This is a genomic window from Alteribacillus bidgolensis, from assembly GCF_002886255.1.
GTDB classification, from domain to species: domain Bacteria; phylum Bacillota; class Bacilli; order Bacillales; family Marinococcaceae; genus Alteribacillus; species Alteribacillus bidgolensis.
The window spans coordinates 4,323,461-4,342,811 of the sequence record NZ_KZ614149.1; the positions used below are offsets into that span (position 1 = coordinate 4,323,461).

The following is a 19,351-nucleotide window of genomic DNA, read 5'->3' on the forward strand; positions in this document are numbered from 1 at the left end:
TATAAGGGCAACTACGCTTCTGTCATCGCCTAAGGGCTCGCCAATCAGCGAGTTTTCTTTACAATGAGTCGAAGTCATTGTCGGCATCGACGAGGTTATAATCAGTGACTGTTGTTTCAAAGAAGTCAGCTTTTCCGGTGGTGTTGTCGTTATAAACAGAGATCCAGCGCATTGGATTGCGGCGGTATCCTTCAAATACTGGGTCAAAACCTAATTCACGTACACGCTTGTTTGTCATAAATTTAATATAGCTTTCTAGTTCACCAGCATGGATGCCGTCAATATTGTTTCCTATAATGTAATTGCCCCACTTGATTTCCAATTCGGCAGCTTTTTTAAAGCAATCATGTACAAAAGCTGCAAATTCTTCTGTATCTAGTTCTGGGTTTTCTTGCAGGGTTTCTTTTAAAATATTAGTAAAGAGGCTTACATGAAGTTGTTCATCTCGATTGATGAAATTTATCATTTTTGCAGTACCCAGCATTTTTTCATTTCGAGCAAGATTATAAAAGAATGCAAAACCGGAATAGAAAAACAACCCTTCTAAAATGACGTCATAAATAATGGCTCGGACAAAATTTTCTTTTGTAGGAAGTTCAATAAAAGCATTGTAGCCATCTGCAATAAACTTGTTACGCTCAAGCAGTACCTCATCTGTTTTCCAGTATTCAAAAATTTCATCTTGAGTTTGGCTGTCGGTCACACTAGATAATACATAAGTATACGATTCATTATGAATGACTTCTTGAAAAGCAAGCACAGACATTAATGCAGAAAGGCTTGAATCTGTAAGATAATCTGAAACTTTAGAGGAAAAATCCGTCTGGACACTGTCGAGAAAAGCCAGCAAACCAATAATTTTATTAAAAGCTTCCCGTTCTTCTTCACTCAAGCTTTTATATTGGTTCCTATCGTTTATTAAACTGACTTCATCTGGTATCCAAAAGTTTCGCAGCATGTTTTTATACATAGGATATGTCCATTTCCTGGTGGTATCATCCCAATTTAAAACATTAGAACTTTCTCCATTAATAATTCCGGTTGATTTGTTCGGGGCATTAGTATCATATAATTTTCGCATTTTTAACATTGTCATTGTTGTGCTATGCTCCTTTGCAAATGGTATTGGAAAGAGCAGGGGAAAATCCCTGCATTAACTCGAACAGCTCTCACAGTCTTCGATAACTGAAGATGTCGTACGAGTATAATAGGTAGTTTTTAATCCCGATTTCCAGGCTTCTAGGTGCATTTCCAAGAAATCTTTTGCTTTAATGCTTCGAGGAATATATAGATTAAAACTAATTGATTGATCAATATGTTTTTGGCGAGCAGCATTTTGTTTAATGCTCCACAATTGATCCAGGTTAAAAGCAGATTTATAGTACCAGATAGTTTTAGCACTGATATCAGGGGCGGTAACTGGCGACCGAAAGCCTTTCTTTTCTTCGACATGTTCTTGGCGGAAAATCGGATCTATGCTGGCAGTAGAACCGGCAATAAGGGATGTAGTAGCGTTCGGTGCCACAGCCATTAAATACCCATTTCGAAGACCATAGTGCTGAATTGATTCAGAAAGGTTTTTCCACTCTTCCTCATCCCAATAAATATGCCCCTCCTTATCTACTGTGCTGTATTTTCTTTTCAGATAGGTGCCGTTTTCCCATTCACTTCCCTTAAAAAGAGGATAAGCTCCTTTTTCCTGTGCTAAGTTACAAGATGCTTTTAAGGTGAGGTATGCAATCTTTTCATAAAGCTGATCTGCATAGGAGACAGCTTCTTCTGATTCCCATCGTATCCCTTTTAAGGCCAGAAGGTGGTGCCACCCAAACGTGCCAAGACCAATAGCTCGGTATTTTTTATTTGTTTGGCGGGCCTGGAGCACTTCAATTGTGTTCAAATCTATCACATTATCCAACATTCGTACTTGAATGGGAACTAATCGTTCAAGCACATTATCATTTACTGCTTTCGCTAGAGAAATAGAAGAGAGGTTGCAAACAACCATATCTCCCGGTATTTTTTCTGTAATGATTGTTCCTTCTTCTGTTAAACGTTCTTCTTTTATTGTGGTTGCACTCATATTCTGCATGATTTCTGTACAAAGGTTAGAGCTGTATATGATGCCTTCATGTTTATTAGGGTTGTTCCGATTTACAGTATCTCTGTAAAACATATACGGTGTACCTGTTTGAAGCTGCGATTTCATGATCCTTTTCATGATTTCTATGGCAGGTACTCTTTCCTTGGAAAGGTGAGGATGATCGATACATGCCTGGTATTTATCACGAAATGTCCCTTTTCCAGGTTTTTCATCATAAAAATCCTCCAAAGACCAGCCCATAACAGTACGAATTTCATGAGGGTCAAACAGATACCAGTCTTCACGATTTTCAGCTTTTTCCATAAATAAATCCGGTATACATGCTCCGGTGAAAATATCATGTGTACGAAGACGTTCGTCACCAGTATTTAGCTTGGCATCAAGAAATTCAAAAATATCTTTATGCCACACGTCTAAATAAACTGCAAAAGCTCCTTGTCTTTGTCCGAGCTGGTCAACAGAGACAGCGGTATTGTTTAATTGTTTCATCCATCCCATAATACCGCCGGCTACACCTGTGTACCCTTTAATGTCCGAACCTCGGCTCCTTAATTTTCCGAAATAGATACCGACCCCGCCGCCATTTTTAGAAAGATTAGCTACATCTGTATTGGAATCAAAAATACCGCGCAAACTGTCGTTTACGGTATCAATAAAGCAGGAACTCAGCTGTCCAGTATTTTTTCCAGCGTTAGATAGAGTCGGTGTAGCAGCCGTCATATAAAGGTTAGATAATGCCCAATATGCCTCTTTGATTAAGGAAAGCCTAGTTGACTTAGGTTCATTTATCATGAGTTTCATAGCAATGATCATAAATCTTTCCTGAGGCAATTCAAAGACATTTTTGCTTTTGTCCATTGCTAAATATTTATGAGCCAGGGTAAGTATCCCTACGTAACTGAAAAGCTTGTCTTTTTCGGGGTCGATACATTTTTCTAGTTCTAAAATTTCTTCTTTTGAATAATCGCGCAAAAGTGCTTGGTCATAAACACCAATAGAGCCGAGAACTTTTAACAATCCATAAAATGATCCATATTTTTCGTCCGTGTCATAAGCTCTATTTTTCGAAGCTTCTTTATAAAGTTTTTTTAAATAAATGGCTGCAGCTACATAAGTCCAGTCAGGTTCATTTCTGTCAATTCTTTCTGAGGCGTGCAGGGCTAAAAGGTTGGTGATTTGCTCAGATGAATAGTTTTCTTTATGTTTGATACTTTCGGTTACTTCTTGTTTGTATTCATCAATCGATAGATGAGGATAATCATGAGTAACCTCATCTATAAAACGGCTTAAACGTAATTGGTCAAACGAAAGTTGTCTGTTGCCATTGTCTTTTGTGATAGTGGTCAATGTCATACCTCCTGCCCAATCTGCATTAAAATAATCATTTACTTTATTTGCAGTTTATGGGACTCTCGAATTTCTTCTGCTGCTTGTACCATATTTTTCAAAGATTTCACTGTTTCTTCTTTGTTTCTAGTTTTTAAACCGCAATCTGGATTGATCCAGAATAAAGAAGCAGGCAGAACCCGTAAGGCTCGTTCAATCATTTCTTTCATTTCTCCTACTGAGGGAATTCTTGGACTATGAATATCGTAAATACCTAGACCAATTTCTTTTTCGTAAATCGCGGTTTCAAACGCTTCTATCAACTCTCCATGACTTCTTGATGTTTCAATAGAAATAACATCAGCATCAAGGGCTCTAATGGCCTCAATCATGTCATGAAACTCGCTGTAGCACATATGGGTGTGGATTTGTGTAGAAGGCTTCACATTAGATGTTGCTAAACGAAAAGCATGCACAGCCCAATTCAAATATCGATCCCATTCCTCCCGTTTTAAAGGCAATCCTTCCCTTAAAGCAGGTTCATCCACTTGAATCATTTCTATGCCTGCCGATTCGAGGGCTTTTATTTCATAACTTAATGCTAAGGCAATTTGATAAGCTACTTCTTCACGTGGAATATCATCTCTTTCAAAAGACCAATTTAGAATAGTAACTGGACCAGTCAGCATACCTTTTACCGGTTTTTCTGTTAAGGATTGAGCGAAGCGGGTTTCTTCCACGGTCATTGGATGTTCAAATGCTACATCATCATAAATAATTGGCGGTTTGACACAGCGAGAACCATAAGACTGGACCCAGCCGTTTTCAGTAAAAGCAAATCCATTTAATTTTTCACCGAAAAACTCCACCATATCATTTCGTTCAAACTCTCCATGTACAAGAACATCGAGCCCAATTTCCTCTTGAATATCAATCCATTCTTTGATTTTGTTTTGAATAAAAGTTTGATATTCGTTAATTGATTTTTCCCCTTTCCGAAAAGCTCGTCTTTCCAATCTCACCTCTTTGGTTTGCGGGAAGCTGCCAATAGTAGTAGTTGGAAGTAAAGGAAGCTTCCATTTATTATCCTGGTGAGTTTTACGTTCGGAGAAAGGCAGGCTGCGCTTAGATGGAAGTTTATTCTTCTCTCCTGTTATTTTCTCTGACTGCTGCCGAAAGGTTTCAGCGAAACGTTGGAATACCTTTTGATTTTTTTCCAACCATTTTTCATCAGGTTTTTTGTTCAACATATTAGTTAATGAATTTATTTCTTCTAATTTTTCATCCGCAAAAGAAAGACTATCTTTTAAAACAGGTGAAAGTTTTCTTTCACTGTTTGTTGAAACCGGAACATGAAGGAGACTGCTTGAAGGCTGCAGAAAATGGTTTCCTTCAGGGAGATAACTGGTGATTAACTCAAGTTCGCTATGTTTTTTCTGTAAATCGGCACGCCATACATTACGGCCATCAATCAAACCAACTCCCAGAGATTTATTTGCAGGAAATCCTTCCGTTTTCAGTGCTTGTATATTTTTCTCCCAGCCGTGAACAAAATCAAGGCCGATTCCATCAACAGGCAATGATACTAGTTTGGTATAGTGGTCTGCAGCTTCGAAATAGGTTTGAAGCATAATAGAAATATTGGGCACTTCTCGTTGAAATGTTTCATAAACTTTTTGAACAAAGAAATAATCTTCGATAGGAAATGAAGCGTTTAAAGAAGGCTCATCGATTTGTATCCAAGCTGCTCCTGCCTCTTCCAGTTCTTGAAGAATTTTAACGTATAATGGGACAAATTTTTGGAGCAAAGATCCAAAGCTTTCTTTTTTATACCCTTTTGAGAGTTTGAGAAAAGTTATTGGTCCAATAAGTACGGGTTTACCTTCTATACCTAACTCTTCCTTCACTTCTAAATAAGCTTTTAGCGGTTTATTTTCTGTTAAGGTTGGGATGGTCTCGTTAAGTTCAGGCACAATATAATGGTAATTTGTATTGAACCACTTGGTCATTTCACAAGCGGGAGCCTCTGCTGTACCTCGTGCCATTGCAAAATAAGTAGATAATGAAATTTTCTTATCGGTTGAGTGAAATCTCCTCGGAATGATTCCGAACATTACAGCTGTATCTAGCATGTGGTCATAAAAGGTAAAATCGCCAACTGGTATGCTTTGAATACCTTTGGCTTTTTGTTTTTTTAAATGATTTAAACGAAGATGTTTCATTTCTTTTAAAAATGTTTCTTCATCTAGTTCATTTTTCCATAAACGCTCTAATAGTTTTTTCCACTCTCTGTTTTCTCCGAGTCTTGGATAACCTAAATTACTGCTTGTCCATGTAATTCCCATCATTGCTTCCTCCTCAAATCTCTGCTTGAAATAAGATTACTTCATAAAAAAAGGATATTTTTACGATGCGCAGATGGGAGAACGCATGTAAAAATACCCTGGCTGTAAATAATATAACGCAGGAGCACCTCCCTATCTCCCGTAGGTTAAACGGTGCTGTTAAAACAGGCAGGTCTCCTGGCTTCAGTATCTTTGCCATAATAGCCTTCCCGATCTTTATCAGTGGCTGGTTATTATGACTCCTCTGTTACAGTGGCGGGACCGCGTCGGACTTTCACCGGACTTCCCTTTTAAATCTTAGAAAATTCTAAGATACCTGTTTCCGTTATATGGCTTTGTTATTGTAGAAAAACTATATATCTTGTCACGGGTTACTGTCAAGTATGTTTAAATATTAGGAGGAAAAGTTAAACCATATGTATGAGGTGAAAAATATGTCTTTTGAACCGATAGGTGCTGAATATTTCAATCAGTCCACCTTAGAAATGGCCAAAAGTCTTGTCGGCCAAATTTTAGTGAAAGAAACAGAAAGAGGATTAGCGGCAGGACGTATTGTGGAAACCGAAGCTTACATGGGACCTGATGACAGGGCCGCACATAGTTATCGAAACAGACGGACAAAACGAACAGAGGTTATGTTTAGTACACCTGGTCATGTGTACACGTATGAGATGCATACCCATTGTTTAGTTAATGTAGTGTGTGAAAAAACCGGGATACCGCAGGCTGTATTGATAAGAGCTGTAGAACCCGTTGAAGGCATCGAGCTCATGTATGAGCGGAGGGGAAATAAAAAAGAAAAAGATTTAACAAATGGTCCAGGAAAACTAACAAAAGCACTTGGAATTATAAAAGCTGATTATGGCCGGCGTTTTTATGAAAAGCCTTTATATATAGCAGAAGGCCAAGCACCATCATCTATTACGAGCGGCCCGCGGATAGGAATAGATAACTCAGGAGAAGCCAAAGATTATCCATGGAGATTTTGGGAAACGGGTAATCCATTTGTATCAAGATAAACTTGTTAACTTATTACCAAACATCTCCTTTGACAATAATAAATGTGCCTTGTATCCTAGTTAAACGTAGAAAACCTACTAAAACGATAAAATTTGAGGTGATTATAAATGCAAGCCCATGTTCCGCCTGTTTCAGAACAAAAAGGGGCGGAAAAAAGCAGCAGCTCGTTAAAGCAGGCTCAAATGCCGCTTGTAATAGGAGGTTTAATTGCTGCAGCAATTCTCTTTATTTTCCTGTCGTTAACCCAGAACATCGTGCAGCCATTGATGCTGATTATAGGTCTTTTATTAGGATACACTTTGTTTCATGCTCGCTTTGGCTTTACTTCAGCTTTTCGACGGTTTATGTCGGTAGGTAATGGTCAAGCGTTAAGGTCGCATATGGTAATGCTTGCAGCCGCAGTCACTCTGTTTGCTCCGATCTTAGCAACAGGTTTCACTTTCTTTGGCGGGACAGCAGAAGGCTACGTTGCCCCCGTAGGAGTGAGTCTTTTTGTTGGTGCGTTTATGTTCGGGGTCGGTATGCAGCTTGGAGGCGGCTGTGCTTCAGGAACACTTTATGCTGTTGGCGGTGGAAGGTCGGTAATGTTTATCACTTTGCTGTTCTTCATCATAGGTGCTACTATTGGGGCTTATCATTTTGATTTTTGGACAAATGATTTGCCAGCTTTTGAGCCAATTTCTTTAGCAACTTCCACAGGACTTGGATATGTTGGAGCCTGGTTTGTTTCTATTCTATTTTTCGGGCTCATTTTTATTATTACGCTTCGGATGGAAAAGAAAAAGAATCCGCCAAAAATGGCAGCTTTACCTTCCGCAAAAGGGTGGAAACGAATTTTTCGAGGATCATGGCCCTTAATAACAGCTGCAATAATGCTCGCCGTTTTAAACGCTTTAACCTTAACGACTCGCGGCCAGCCGTGGGGAATTACGTCCGCATTTACTCTGTGGGGATCAAAAGCAGCTGAAGCTGCTGGAATTGATGTATCCAGCTGGGGATATTGGCAAGCAAATGCAGATCAGCTGCAGGCTTCTATTTTTGCAGACTCGACTACAGTCTTAAATTTTGGTGTTATTTTAGGAGCTTTTCTTGCCTCAGCTGCAGGCGGACTTTTTAGGTTTAATAATATTACGCGGAAAAATGCTGCTGCTTCTATCATTGGCGGTTTACTGATGGGATATGGAGCCCGTCTTGCCTTTGGTTGTAATATCGGTGCATACTTTGGAGGAATTGCATCCTTTAGTCTACACGGTTATATTTGGGGTGTGCTTGCCCTTGCTGGAACATTTTTAGCGCTGTTCTTACGCCCGCTATTAGGTCTTTCGGTACCTAAATCTAAAGATTCGTTCTGTTAAAATAAAAAACAGCCTTGGGGGTACAGTTCAATTCACTCCTCAGGCTGTTTTTTCTATAGAAACTTATTTGTTTCTTCTAAAACCTCACTTATGCTGCGTTCTTGAATCACTAAATCAGCGTGATCGTCAAGTTCAGTAGTCGTTTTATTAATTATAACAAGTTTTGCTCCGTTTTCTTTTGCTTCAGCTGGAAACGCTGAAGCTGGTGCTACAGATAAACTTGAACCCAGCACAATGAATAAATCGGCCTTTGCTGTTTCTTGCTGAGCAAATTGTATTGCTTTTTCTGGAAGCATTTCTCCAAATAAAACGACATTAGGACGAAAAAAGCCGCCGCATTTGGGGCACGTTGTATTATTTTCGAGGTAAGCCTCACTAGATATTTGATAACCGCAATCATGACAGCGAAGTTCAGCAATAGATCCATGAAGCTCTGCCATATTTCTACTGCCGGCTTTTGAGTGAAGATCGTCAACATTTTGTGTAATAAGACTTTGCAGGAGTCCGTGATGTTCCCAGTCTGCCAGTGTATAGTGGCCGTTATTGGGCTTTACTTCTTCTAGAGACTTTATTCTTAATTGATAAAAAGAAAAGAAAGCTTCCCGGTTGTATTGCAAGGCTTCGGTACTTGCTAAAGCGATAGGATCACGATCTTTCCATATCCCTTTGTTAGAACGAAAGTCAGGCACCCCGCTTTCAGTGGACATTCCTGCCCCTGTCATAACCACAGTGTAGTTCGCATTTTTTATCCAATCTGCTAATTTTTCCACCTTATCACCTCTAACTGGCCTTAACTGGGAGGATTGTTAATTTCCCATCCCATTTTCTGCTTGTTCTATTTCTTTTTGCAATTCATCTAAAATCTCAGCACTATCTTGACCTACTTCTTCTTTGTAAGTATCAAAAACTTGTTTACTTCTTTCTTGAAAAGCATCTCTTTCTTCATCTGAAAGCTCGGTGATTTCTACTTCATTGTCTGAGTAAATTGACTCCAGTGCTTCTTCATTCCGTTTTTCTTGAATCTTAAAACACTCTTCTGCAAGTTCTTCAATCGTTTCATCAACTTTATCTTGAATGTCTTCTGGCAAACTTTCATAATAATCAGGATTAACTGCGGTCGTCGTAGCGTACAACGCATGTCTTGAGTCACTCAAGTCATTCTGGACTTCATGAAAGTTCATTTCTTCTACAGCAAAAAAGGATTCTCTTGTCCAACAATCATATTAAGCTGCAGCCCGCTGTACACTTCCTAATATGCCATGGGGGTTGAATTAGCCCCATATGCTTAAGCATAAGCAATCTCTCCTTATCTCCTTTCTTCCATTGTCTACCCAAATAAATGTTTGCTTAATCTTAAAATTTTTTCCGTGTAAATATGTACTAATAATGATTTTTGGAAAAAGAGGGCTTAGTGCTTGCAGAGATATATTTATCCCCTGCTAAGAAGAGAAGCTTTCTACTAGACTATGCTAAGTTTCCGTACTTGCCGTAATTAGAATGAAAACAGAAAGGAATTTTTAACGCCATTAGAAAAACTCGGCTTGCCGCCGAGTACTTATCAAGGGAGCTGTAGTTTTGCTTATACTTTGATCCTTTAACAAATTTAAACGTTCCAAAAGTAAAAAAAGAGCTATCCGTTAATAGGATAGCTCTTGTATTAAAAATAATTATACTAATTAGGAATAAAAAGGAGAAAGGTTGGTGCGGCTGAGAGGATTCGAACCTCCAAGGGTGTAATGCCCACACGGACCTGAACCGTGCGCGTCTGCCAGTTCCGCCACAACCGCAAGCCAAATTATATTATAAAAGGATAATCCCAACATTGCAAGAGTAATTTCAGGAAAATTAAGTGAAACCAAAAGAAATGGAATGGTAAAATAAAAATATCTTAGACTCAGAGAGAAAGTAGTGTACATACATGAGATCGTCAAATGGGGATCGTTCAAAAATAGATATTACATACGAAGTAATTATGGTCCTTTTGGCCGCTGCTTCTATAGGAACGTTATGGTATGACACAGGGGTGGACAGTTATCTGATTTGGGGAACTTGGGGAGTATTCTTTCTTGACTTTTTATACCGGCTGGTAACGAGTAAAAACAAATGGAAATTTGTAAAAGCAAATCCATTTATTGTTATAGCAGTCATACCGCTTGATGCTGTCTTCCAAGTGGCAAGAGCAGCTAGAATACTCCATTTATTAAGACTAAAAACTATAACAAAATATTATACGATGCCGTTTGTGCGTTTTTTAAAACAACAAAATCTCGCTGTTATTGTATCTTTGTCTTCTGTATTTCTTTTTATCGTTATTATTCCTCTTTATTATTTAGAACCAGAAATTGACGGTTATATAGAAGCATTTTGGAGCGGATTGCTGTCTTTTGTATTATTTGGAAGGTCTAATTTTGAACCAATAACGATGACATGGCATATTATTTTAGTTCTTCTCAGCATTCTCGGGGTAGTTTTTTATGGCCTTATGATTAGTACAATTTTTGATATTTTTTATCAATCGAACTATGCACAGAAGCTTTTACAAAAGTGGAAAAAACATTCTAAATTATAATGGAGATTCATAAGCTGAGTTAAAACGGATAAAGGCAGGTGCCAGCATGAAAGAATTTACTCAGCGGAAGTTTTACCGACCTTATATCAGTCCGTTTGATCCTTGTCCGCCGATCAGGGTAAAGTCTTATGAAACTCCTCCAGAACTCTATTTAGGCTTTCAGCCGCCCGGCCTTCCGCAGTATAATCCTCAGCAGGCCTTATTTTGCGGGACCCTTTGGCCTGTTTTATTTTCTCCGTATGAAAAATCTTATACTCGGGGGGATGAAACATGAGCCAAAAGCAGCTTCCGAAAGAATTTTATCCATTAATGGAAGAACTTCAAGCGGTCGATTTTGTATTAGTGGAATTAACTTTGTATTTGGATACTCATCCAAATGATACAGCTGCCATTCAGCAATTTAACGAGATGGCCTATTACCGTCATCAATTAGTACCGCAAATTGAACAGTATTATGGTCCTTTGCAGCAATTCGGAAACAGCTACAGCGGTTATCCTTGGAACTGGAACCAATCACCATGGCCGTGGCAACTATAGAAGGAGGAGGCTGCTTATGTGGATTTATGAAAAAAAGCTGCAATATCCAGTTAGAGTGAGTACATGTAATCCGATGCTGGCAAAGTATTTAATTGAACAGTATGGCGGTGCAGATGGAGAACTAGCTGCTGCGCTCCGTTATTTAAATCAACGATATAGTATTCCGGATGAAGTTATTGGATTACTTACTGATATTGGTACCGAAGAGTTTGCCCATTTAGAAATGATTGCTACGATGGTATATAAATTAACAAAAGATGCTACTCCGGACCAAATGAAAGCTGCTGGACTCGGGGCTCACTATGCTGACCATGACAAAGCTCTTTTTTACCATAATGCAGCCGGAGTTCCATGGACGGCTACCTATATTCAAGCAAAAGGGGATCCTATTGCTGACTTATATGAAGACATCGCTGCTGAAGAAAAGGCACGTGCTACTTACCAATGGCTTATTGATATGTCCGATGATCCTGATTTAAATGATGGCTTGAGATTTTTAAGAGAAAGAGAAGTCGTTCATTCCCAGCGTTTTAGAGAAGCAGTTGAAATATTAAAAGAAGAAAGAGATAAACAGAAATTTTTTTAAATTAGAAAAAGCAGACACATGAAAAGTTGTCTGCTTTTATTCCGTATGAACCTCAAAATTCTTTAAGTGTAAAAGTCGATCATCTTGTTCTCCTGGAGTACCGCGGCCATCTCTATTATTTGTAATAACATACATATTATCATTTTCAATATATACATCTCGAAGGCGCCCTTCCCCTGAGAAGACAATCTCCATTTCTTCTTTCTCCAAGTTAAATCGCATGAGTTGATTTCCTCTCAATCCTGTAACGTATAGGTTTCCATTATGAAAGGATATGCCGGACGGGGCCCACGTGTTGTTTCCTGAATGAAAAAGTGGAGACTGCATGGCAGTGTTCGTTGCATCACCTGTTATCGCAAGCCATCCATAATTTTGGCCAGCTTCTATCCTATTGATTTCATCATGTCCAGAAGGGCCGTGTTCCGAGCTGTACAACCTTTCATTTTCATCCCAAGCCAGCCCTTGAGGGTTACGGTGTCCATAAGAAAAAACATAGGAATCTTCCAATGGATTATCTTCTGGAACCCGGCCGTTTAAATCGATTCGAAGTATGCTCCCAGCAAGGATTTCAGACTGCTGTGCTTCGTTTTTCATATTTGCATCTCCTGTGGTTGCATAAAGCATGCCATCTGGTCCAAGCTTCAAGCGGCCGCCATTGTGAATGTCAGCGCCTGGTATGTTTTCTAATAAAGGTTTTTGTTCTCTCCAATTGTCTCCTTGTTTTTTAATTACCGCGATTCGGTTAAAGAGAGAATTATTATTACGATAAGTATGATAAACATAAGCGGTTTGGTTTTCTTTAAAATTCTCATCAAGTACAAAGCCAAGCAGACCGCCTTCTCCTTGGCTGGCTACCTCTTCTTCAAGTTCTACTTGCTGACGGTTTAACGATCCATCTTTATCGATAAAAGCAATATGACCTTCTCTTTCTGTTATAAAAAAGCCATCTTCATAGGGTTGAATCGTCCAAGGAACGTTCAGATCGGCTGCGACTGTTTCTACATATAAATCATCCCTTTCCGTTGTTTTCTCTGTGTTCGTGCCGGGAATTTCTTGTGAAGAATCATATTCTTTTTTGGGATCAAAAATACAGCCTGAAAGTTCAAATGACGTAAGCAGAAAAAGAATAATTAAAAACCATGATATTTTACATTGTAAAAATCATCTTTCCTCCAATCCTTGATTAGATTTTATTTCTAATTCCCCTTATTCCCGGTTTAGGTTGGACTTAACCTAAAGTATTTTTATGAGTTATAATAAATATACAAGTTTTAGAATCGTTTTTATTGCAGGAGGAAGTTTATGATAGCTGAAGCGGAAAAATATTTGAAAGAATACTTTGGGTATGTTCAATTTCGCCGTGGACAGAAAAACATTATAGAAAAAGTGTTTGAAAAGCAGCGTGTTCTAGGAGTCATGCCAACTGGGGGAGGAAAATCTTTATGTTATCAAATCCCGTCACTCCTACTAGACGGATTAACCGTAGTAATTTCACCGTTAATCTCTTTGATGAAAGATCAGGTCGATGAAATAAACGAGGCAGGAATACCAGCCACTTACATAAATAGTTCTTTAACCTATGAAGAAACAGAACAATGCATGAAAGATTTGCAAAATGGAGAATATCGCTTGCTTTATTTAGCACCGGAAAGGTTAGAACACCAAGCTTTTTTACATAAAATAAAAAAAGTGCCTATTTCTTTGATTGCCATTGATGAAGCACATTGCCTTTCCCAATGGGGGCATGATTTTCGTCCAAGCTATCTTACTATCCCGCGTTTTTTGGATTTTGCTGGCAGAAATATATCCGTACTGGCTCTTACAGCTACAGCAACGCCGCAAGTTTCTGCAGATATAAGCAGGGCTCTTTCCATATCTGAAGATAATGTGATACTTACTGGTTTTAAAAGAGAAAACTTAACTTTTTCTGTTATTAAAGGACAGGATCGTGACAGTTATCTTACAGATTACATCAAAAAACACCGTGAACAAGCAGGGATAGTTTATGCAGCGACAAGAAAAGAAGTGGAACGGCTCCATCATAAGTTTACAAATGAAAACATAAAAGCAGAAAAATATCATGGAGGAATGACTGCTGAAAACAGAGCTGTCGGCCAAGAGCGGTTTGTTTATGACGAGTCTAATGTAATGGTAGCAACAACTGCGTTTGGAATGGGAATTAATAAATCAAATGTTCGCTTTGTGCTGCATGCACAGATGCCAAGAAATATTGAATCTTATTACCAAGAGGCAGGCAGAGCAGGAAGAGACGGATCAGAAAGTGATTGTATATTATTTTTTTCTCCAAAAGATATCCATACTCATCAATATTTAATTGAACAGTCTCGTTTGGATGAACCGCGTAAAGAGATGGAATATAATAAATTAAGGCAGATGGTTAATTATTGTCATACGGAAGATTGCTTGCAAAACTATATTTTAAAATATTTTGGAGAAGAGCCTAAAGATACTTGTGGGACATGTCTTCATTGTACGGATGATCGATCGCTAAAGGATGCAACAACAGAAGCACAAATGGTGTTTTCTTGTGTGAAACGAATGAGAGAAAGGTACGGGAAAACATTGGTTTCTCAAGTTCTTACCGGTTCATCTAATCAAAAACTCCGTCAATTAAGACTAGATACTTTGTCAACCTATGGATTGTTAAAAGACCAATCACAAAAACAAGTAAATGAGTTTATTGACTTTTTACTAGCTCACCAATACCTTCAGCTCATAGAAGGAGCTTATCCAGTTCTTAAGCTGACTAATCGTGCTCTCCATGTTTTAAAAGGGAAGCAGAAAGTGAAGAAAAAAGAAACATTAAAAGCGAAAAATGTGGACAAAGAAAATCCATTGTTTGAGGAATTGAGAAAAGAGCGAGCAGTTATAGCCAAACAGCAAGGAATAGCTCCTTATATGGTATTTTCTGATCGTACCCTCTTGGATATATGTGCCTATCTTCCTGCTGATAAGACCCAATTACTCCAAATAAAAGGAGTAGGGAAACAAAAACTAGAATCGTATGGAGAAGTTTTTTTAGATATAATACATAGTCATAAAATAGAGTAATAAACTCATTATCAATTTCTTAGCATCTTGCATGAATGGATATGCTGAATGAAAAAAGCCAAAGAAAGCGGATTAAATGTAGAAGACGTACGGAAATTCTTCATTCAATGGAATGAAGACGTCATAACATAAAGGCCCGCAAGAGCAGGGGTCTTTTTTGTACTTTAGGAGAGTTTAACTTTATGAAAGGAATAAAGTATAAGAAAAACGATGGCATCCGCCATAAGGACTTGGCGGCAAGCCAAGTTTTTCTAATTGTCTGTTTGGCGCATCGCTAAAAATGTCACGACCTGCGGCATTGTCAGCGGTAGCAAATCCAATGCGTCGACATGTATGTTCTTAGGAGAAGTTTTTTGTTTGAACTCCCTCTTTTAAGTAATTGTACTTTTTCTTAATGTCCGGAAAAAGTAAAAAGAACTCTCCGGAGAGAGTTCTTTGGTTATTGGTTTTACATTACTGTTTAGTTACATTTGCAGCTTGTGGGCCGCGGTCGCCTTCAACGATTTCAAAGTTAACTTGCTGACCTTCTTCTAATGTTTTGAACCCTTCTTCTTGAATAGCAGAGAAGTGAACAAATACATCGTCTGCGCCTTCACGCTCAATAAATCCAAAACCTTTTTCTGCATTAAACCATTTAACTGTTCCTTGTTCCATGTGATCCTCCTGTGTGCGAGATTTACGCACGAAATAAATTACTTATCTTGCTAAACACTATGATCAAAGCGACCTCTGACCCTAGGTTACAAAATAGCAATTACATCTTATCATGTACTGAAAAGAATTGCAACTCCTTAAGCAAACAAAATGTTATTTTTAATATTAAATGAACTTAGAATATGCAAAAAACGTTTATTATGGGGAGCAATAGAGGAATAACGATAATATACAAATTAGTTATAAATCAAATAATTAAGGAAAAAGGTGATGAAAAATGGAACCAATGTTTACTTCCCATGCTGCGGCCAAGGGCGGAAGAGAAGGACACGTGAAATCTGATGATGGAATCATTGATTTAAATCTCGAAATGCCAGGTTCAGGTTCTTCAGAAAAAGGAACCAATCCAGAACAATTATTTGCAGCAGGCTATGCTGCATGTTTTGATGGAGCGCTAAACCTTGTGGCTAAAAATCAGAATAAAGAAATTGACTCAAAGGTAAACGGTGCCGTCGGTTTATTGAAAGATCAAGAAGATAATGGATTTAAAATAGCTGTCAGGCTAGACGTAGAAGTAAACGGTGTCGGCCAAGAGGAAGCAGAGGAGCTGACAACAGCTGCCCATCAAGTATGTCCATACTCCAAAGCTACAAGAGGAAACATTGAAGTAAGCATCAATACAAAGGCCATATAATACAAGAATCAAGCTGTCCTAAAATCAATTTCTAGGACAGCTTTTCAGTGTGTTGAATGTACAAATAACGTACTTTTGTGGTTTTCCTTAGTAAAAGAATTTATTATCATGAGTAATTTAATGGGAGAAAATTTCAATCACCAAGTTTTTGCTTTAAAGGATAGAATGTTAAGCTTTGAATGAGAAGGGAAAACATAATCATCATAAATGCCCATGAGAGCAAATTGTCATGGCCGCCCGATTCTCCGGATATCCCTAGTAACAATGCAAGAGACATCGTTCCTTTAATTCCGCCCCATGTTAGTAACAAAATATCTGTGTTTGTATAGTTTTGCCGCCAACGCGGAACTGTTTTCAAAATAGGAAAAAGTGTACAGGCCCGCACAATAATCGATAACAAAAAACCAATTATTGTAAAAAGAAGACCGTCTATCGTGACAAAATCTAAACTTTCTATTCCAATCATAATAAAAATTATTGACAATAAGACAGGTTCTATTGTGCCCCAAAAACTTTTTAAATCTCTTCGCAATACTTCTTCTTTTTTATTTCCTGAAAGTTCTTTTGATAAAAGAAGACCGCTAACAACCGTAGCAAGGACTCCGGAAACACCTAACGCTTCACCAAGATAAAAACTTCCGTAAGCAAGCATCAGACTAAGCCAGACTTTGTAAGCGTGATGGTCCACTGAGTGAATTCCTTTTGAAATACTATAACCAATAATAAAACCTATCAGCACCCCGCCAACAGAAGTATAAACAAATTCCCAAGTGAATGAACCAAGATGAAGAGATTTCTCCCCAAAATAATATCCGGTAATCAAACTAAAAATAACAATGCTTGTACCGTCATTAATTAAAGATTCTCCCTCTACAGCTTCAGCTAAGTGATGTTTGTCTTTACTTTTACTTAGTATGGAAACAACTGTGACAGGATCTGTTGGTATTAATAAAGCAGCTATAACCATTGCCCCTGAAAGAGATAAACCTACAAGAGGCTGGCCAACAGTATACAATGAAAAACCGAGTAGAATAGCAGAAAGAAAAATACCTCCAGTGCCAAGCGTAATGATTAAACCTGCTTTTTTTCTAATTTGATCAAGTGGGAACTGATAAGCCGATATGAACAATAAAGCAGGCAAAATCCAATCGAAAATGAAGCTTCTCGTTAAATCAATAGTCGAGAAAAATGGAAAGAATGCTAAAATAATTCCAGCTGCTATCAATATAATTGGGGCTGGAAACTTTTTTTGATTTTTATCGAGAGAAAAAACAAAAAAGCCAATTAATGTAATAATAAATAATTTATTCGGGTCCATCACTGCCACCCTTTCTTGATTACAACAGAAAGTATATTATTAATCTCTGGCTGGCCTATTTTTAAAAGAAATGCTTTAAGAAAAAAGCATGCTTGCAGCAGAGTATCTAATATGTTAAAGCGATTAGAAGGCAATCGGGAGATTTAATAAAGCTATCTAAATAATAGCCTGAATAAAGGAAAATGAAACATATCATCTTGATAGAACGGTTTAACAGCGAGGATAAAAGCAGGTAGTAAATGGAAACAAATGGAAGTTATTTACAGTAAATCATTGTGAAACGCATAAAATTTTATTGGTTAAACAGTGCAGGTAAAATGACTATATTTACCATAAGTATTCGATCGGCTGCAAACCAAAATAAGCTGTCCCTTAAGTTTTTGGGACAGCTTCATACTATGAGGCATTTTTCTTTTTATTACGATACCCTTGCCAAATAGGCACAGTAAAGGATAAGAAGGCAGCAATAAGCATGCCGAGTGCAATCGGTTTATTTATAAAAATACTTAAATCATTATTAGACATTGTCATAGCCTGTCTAAAGGACTCTTCCATCATTCCTCCAAGGATAAAGGCAAGAATAAAAGGTGCAGGCGGGAATTTAAACAAACGCATTAAATATCCAATAACACCAAAAATTACGAGTAGATAAAGATCAAACGTATTAAAACTAATTGAATACACACCAATCATGCTAAACATAATGACTAGTGAAATTAACAGCGGTCTGGGTATAGCAAGGATTTTGGCAATGTAAGGAATTAATGGCAGGTTTAAAATTAATAAAAATAAATTCCCGACATACATGCTCACAATCACACCCCAAAATAACTGAGGCTGTTCACTCATTAATAGGGGACCAGGCTGGACATCTAATACTAATAAAGCACCAAGTAAAACAGCGGTCGTACCAGACCCAGGAATCCCTAGACTTAAAAGTGGAACAAATGCACCACTTGTGGCTGCGTTATTAGCTGTTTCTGGTGCAGCTACACCGCGTACAGCTCCTTTTCCAAACTCCTCGGGTTTTTTAGCCAGCTTTTTCTCTGTAATATATCCAATAAAAGAGGCAATGGTAGCACCTGCTCCAGGTAGTACGCCAAGAATAAAACCTAGTACTGATTGTCGTCCCATAGGACCGCTCATATCTTTCAAATCGTTTTTAGACAATTTTAAACTGCCAAGCGATTTACGATCCTTTGACGTTTGATTGCGATTAATAATCAAAGAACAAACTTCAGCAAGAGCAAACAAACCAAGTGCAACAACTAAAAAGTCAATGCCTTCAAGTAAATTAGGATTATTAAATGTAAATCTAGTAGTTCCTGTTTGACTGTCAATACCTATGGTTACAGCCATTATGCCAAGAACAGCAGAAATCAATGATTTAACCGTTGATCCGTCTGACAAGCTGGAAATGGCAGTTAAGCCGAGCACCATTAATGCAAAGTATTCGGGCGGCCCAAACACGATAGCTACACTCGACAAAACAGGTGCGAAAAGCATTAACAATATTACACTGACTGTACCCCCAAAAAAAGACGCAATGGCGGCAACAGCCAGTGCTTTTCCAGCTTCTCCACGCTGGGCCATTGGATAGCCGTCAAACGACGTAGCAACTGTTCCGGAAATACCTGGTGCGTTTAATAGAATGGAAGAAGTTGATCCGCCAAATACAGCGCCGTAGTAGACTCCAGCCATTAAAACTAAAGCGACAGTTGGATCCATATTATAGGTTAATGGAATCATGATGGCAATGGCACTGATCGGGCCA

17 protein-coding genes, 1 tRNA gene and 1 riboswitch are annotated in these 19,351 nt (G+C 38.2%); of the genes, 8 read left to right on the plus strand and 10 right to left on the minus strand.

The genetic code is table 11. The features are described 5' to 3' along the window. Positions 1 to 58: 58 nt before the first annotated feature. The 3 genes from CEF16_RS21270 to metE are packed head-to-tail and all read right to left on the minus strand — an operon-like array spanning position 59 to position 5,772. On the minus strand, positions 59 to 1,096 hold the full coding sequence (locus CEF16_RS21270; RefSeq protein ID WP_091585985.1) for a ribonucleotide-diphosphate reductase subunit beta: 1,038 nt from the start codon (positions 1,094 to 1,096) through the stop codon (positions 59 to 61). A 57-nt stretch (positions 1,097 to 1,153) separates the two neighbouring features. Then, a complete protein-coding gene (locus CEF16_RS21275; protein ID WP_091585987.1) occupies positions 1,154 to 3,454 on the minus strand; it encodes a ribonucleoside-diphosphate reductase subunit alpha in 2,301 nt (766 codons plus the stop codon). 32 nt (positions 3,455 to 3,486) lie between these two features. After that, entirely contained in the window at positions 3,487 to 5,772 is a 2,286-nt protein-coding gene (gene metE, locus CEF16_RS21280) for a 5-methyltetrahydropteroyltriglutamate--homocysteine S-methyltransferase (RefSeq protein WP_091585989.1), read from the minus strand. Between the two features lie 150 nt (positions 5,773 to 5,922). After that, a riboswitch (cobalamin riboswitch) is annotated at positions 5,923 to 6,107 on the minus strand. An 81-nt stretch (positions 6,108 to 6,188) separates the two neighbouring features. Between metE and CEF16_RS21285 the strand changes: the two genes are divergently transcribed. Next, positions 6,189 to 6,791: a DNA-3-methyladenine glycosylase gene (locus CEF16_RS21285; protein WP_245917953.1), complete on the plus strand. Its 603-nt coding sequence runs from the start codon at positions 6,189 to 6,191 to the stop codon at positions 6,789 to 6,791. A gap of 108 nt (positions 6,792 to 6,899) precedes the next feature. Further along, entirely contained in the window at positions 6,900 to 8,147 is a 1,248-nt protein-coding gene (locus tag CEF16_RS21290; RefSeq protein WP_091585991.1) for a YeeE/YedE family protein, read from the plus strand. Positions 8,148 to 8,200: 53 nt separating this feature from the next. Here CEF16_RS21290 and CEF16_RS21295 read toward each other — a convergent pair whose 3' ends face one another. The 3 genes from CEF16_RS21295 to CEF16_RS21305 form a co-directional block, all read right to left on the minus strand. Next, positions 8,201 to 8,917: an NAD-dependent protein deacylase gene (locus tag CEF16_RS21295; protein WP_091585993.1), complete on the minus strand. Its 717-nt coding sequence runs from the start codon at positions 8,915 to 8,917 to the stop codon at positions 8,201 to 8,203. 36 nt (positions 8,918 to 8,953) lie between these two features. Continuing rightward, complete coding sequence (locus CEF16_RS21300; protein WP_091585995.1) at positions 8,954 to 9,328, minus strand: type 2 periplasmic-binding domain-containing protein; 375 nt, start codon at positions 9,326 to 9,328, stop codon at positions 8,954 to 8,956. Between the two features lie 518 nt (positions 9,329 to 9,846). Beyond that, positions 9,847 to 9,934, minus strand: a tRNA-Leu gene (locus tag CEF16_RS21305). A gap of 131 nt (positions 9,935 to 10,065) precedes the next feature. Here CEF16_RS21305 and CEF16_RS21310 point away from each other — a divergent pair. From CEF16_RS21310 to CEF16_RS21325, 4 genes are read left to right on the plus strand one after another with little or no spacing between them, the layout of a single operon-like run. Continuing rightward, positions 10,066 to 10,716, plus strand: coding sequence for a hypothetical protein (locus CEF16_RS21310; protein WP_175488363.1), 651 nt, complete (start codon positions 10,066 to 10,068; stop codon positions 10,714 to 10,716). Positions 10,717 to 10,762: 46 nt separating this feature from the next. Then, positions 10,763 to 10,990, plus strand: coding sequence for a spore coat associated protein CotJA (locus CEF16_RS21315; protein ID WP_091585997.1), 228 nt, complete (start codon positions 10,763 to 10,765; stop codon positions 10,988 to 10,990). Further along, a complete protein-coding gene (locus tag CEF16_RS21320; protein ID WP_091585999.1) occupies positions 10,987 to 11,253 on the plus strand; it encodes a spore coat protein CotJB in 267 nt (88 codons plus the stop codon). Before CEF16_RS21315 ends, CEF16_RS21320 begins: the two co-directional genes overlap by 4 nt. 16 nt (positions 11,254 to 11,269) lie before the next feature. Continuing rightward, positions 11,270 to 11,839 carry a manganese catalase family protein gene (locus CEF16_RS21325; RefSeq protein WP_091586001.1) on the plus strand — a complete coding sequence of 190 codons (570 nt, stop codon included), beginning with the start codon at positions 11,270 to 11,272 and terminating at the stop codon, positions 11,837 to 11,839. Between the two features lie 36 nt (positions 11,840 to 11,875). On the opposite strand, the gene CEF16_RS21330 is transcribed toward CEF16_RS21325, so the two are convergent. After that, positions 11,876 to 12,985 carry a PQQ-dependent sugar dehydrogenase gene (locus CEF16_RS21330; protein WP_091586003.1) on the minus strand — a complete coding sequence of 370 codons (1,110 nt, stop codon included), beginning with the start codon at positions 12,983 to 12,985 and terminating at the stop codon, positions 11,876 to 11,878. Positions 12,986 to 13,141: 156 nt separating this feature from the next. On the opposite strand from CEF16_RS21330, the gene recQ reads away from it, so the two are divergent. Continuing rightward, on the plus strand, positions 13,142 to 14,911 hold the full coding sequence (gene recQ / locus CEF16_RS21335) for a DNA helicase RecQ (protein WP_091586005.1): 1,770 nt from the start codon (positions 13,142 to 13,144) through the stop codon (positions 14,909 to 14,911). A 453-nt stretch (positions 14,912 to 15,364) separates the two neighbouring features. On the opposite strand, the gene CEF16_RS21340 is transcribed toward recQ, so the two are convergent. Continuing rightward, complete coding sequence (locus CEF16_RS21340; protein ID WP_091586007.1) at positions 15,365 to 15,565, minus strand: cold-shock protein; 201 nt, start codon at positions 15,563 to 15,565, stop codon at positions 15,365 to 15,367. Positions 15,566 to 15,842: 277 nt separating this feature from the next. On the opposite strand from CEF16_RS21340, the gene CEF16_RS21345 reads away from it, so the two are divergent. Next, positions 15,843 to 16,259 carry an organic hydroperoxide resistance protein gene (locus CEF16_RS21345; protein WP_091586009.1) on the plus strand — a complete coding sequence of 139 codons (417 nt, stop codon included), beginning with the start codon at positions 15,843 to 15,845 and terminating at the stop codon, positions 16,257 to 16,259. A gap of 133 nt (positions 16,260 to 16,392) precedes the next feature. On the opposite strand, the gene CEF16_RS21350 is transcribed toward CEF16_RS21345, so the two are convergent. Further along, positions 16,393 to 17,577 carry a cation:proton antiporter gene (locus tag CEF16_RS21350; protein WP_091586011.1) on the minus strand — a complete coding sequence of 395 codons (1,185 nt, stop codon included), beginning with the start codon at positions 17,575 to 17,577 and terminating at the stop codon, positions 16,393 to 16,395. Positions 17,578 to 17,973: 396 nt separating this feature from the next. Beyond that, positions 17,974 to 19,351: tripartite tricarboxylate transporter permease (locus tag CEF16_RS21355; protein WP_096241776.1), on the minus strand; the 1,378-nt coding region annotated here is incomplete at its 5' end.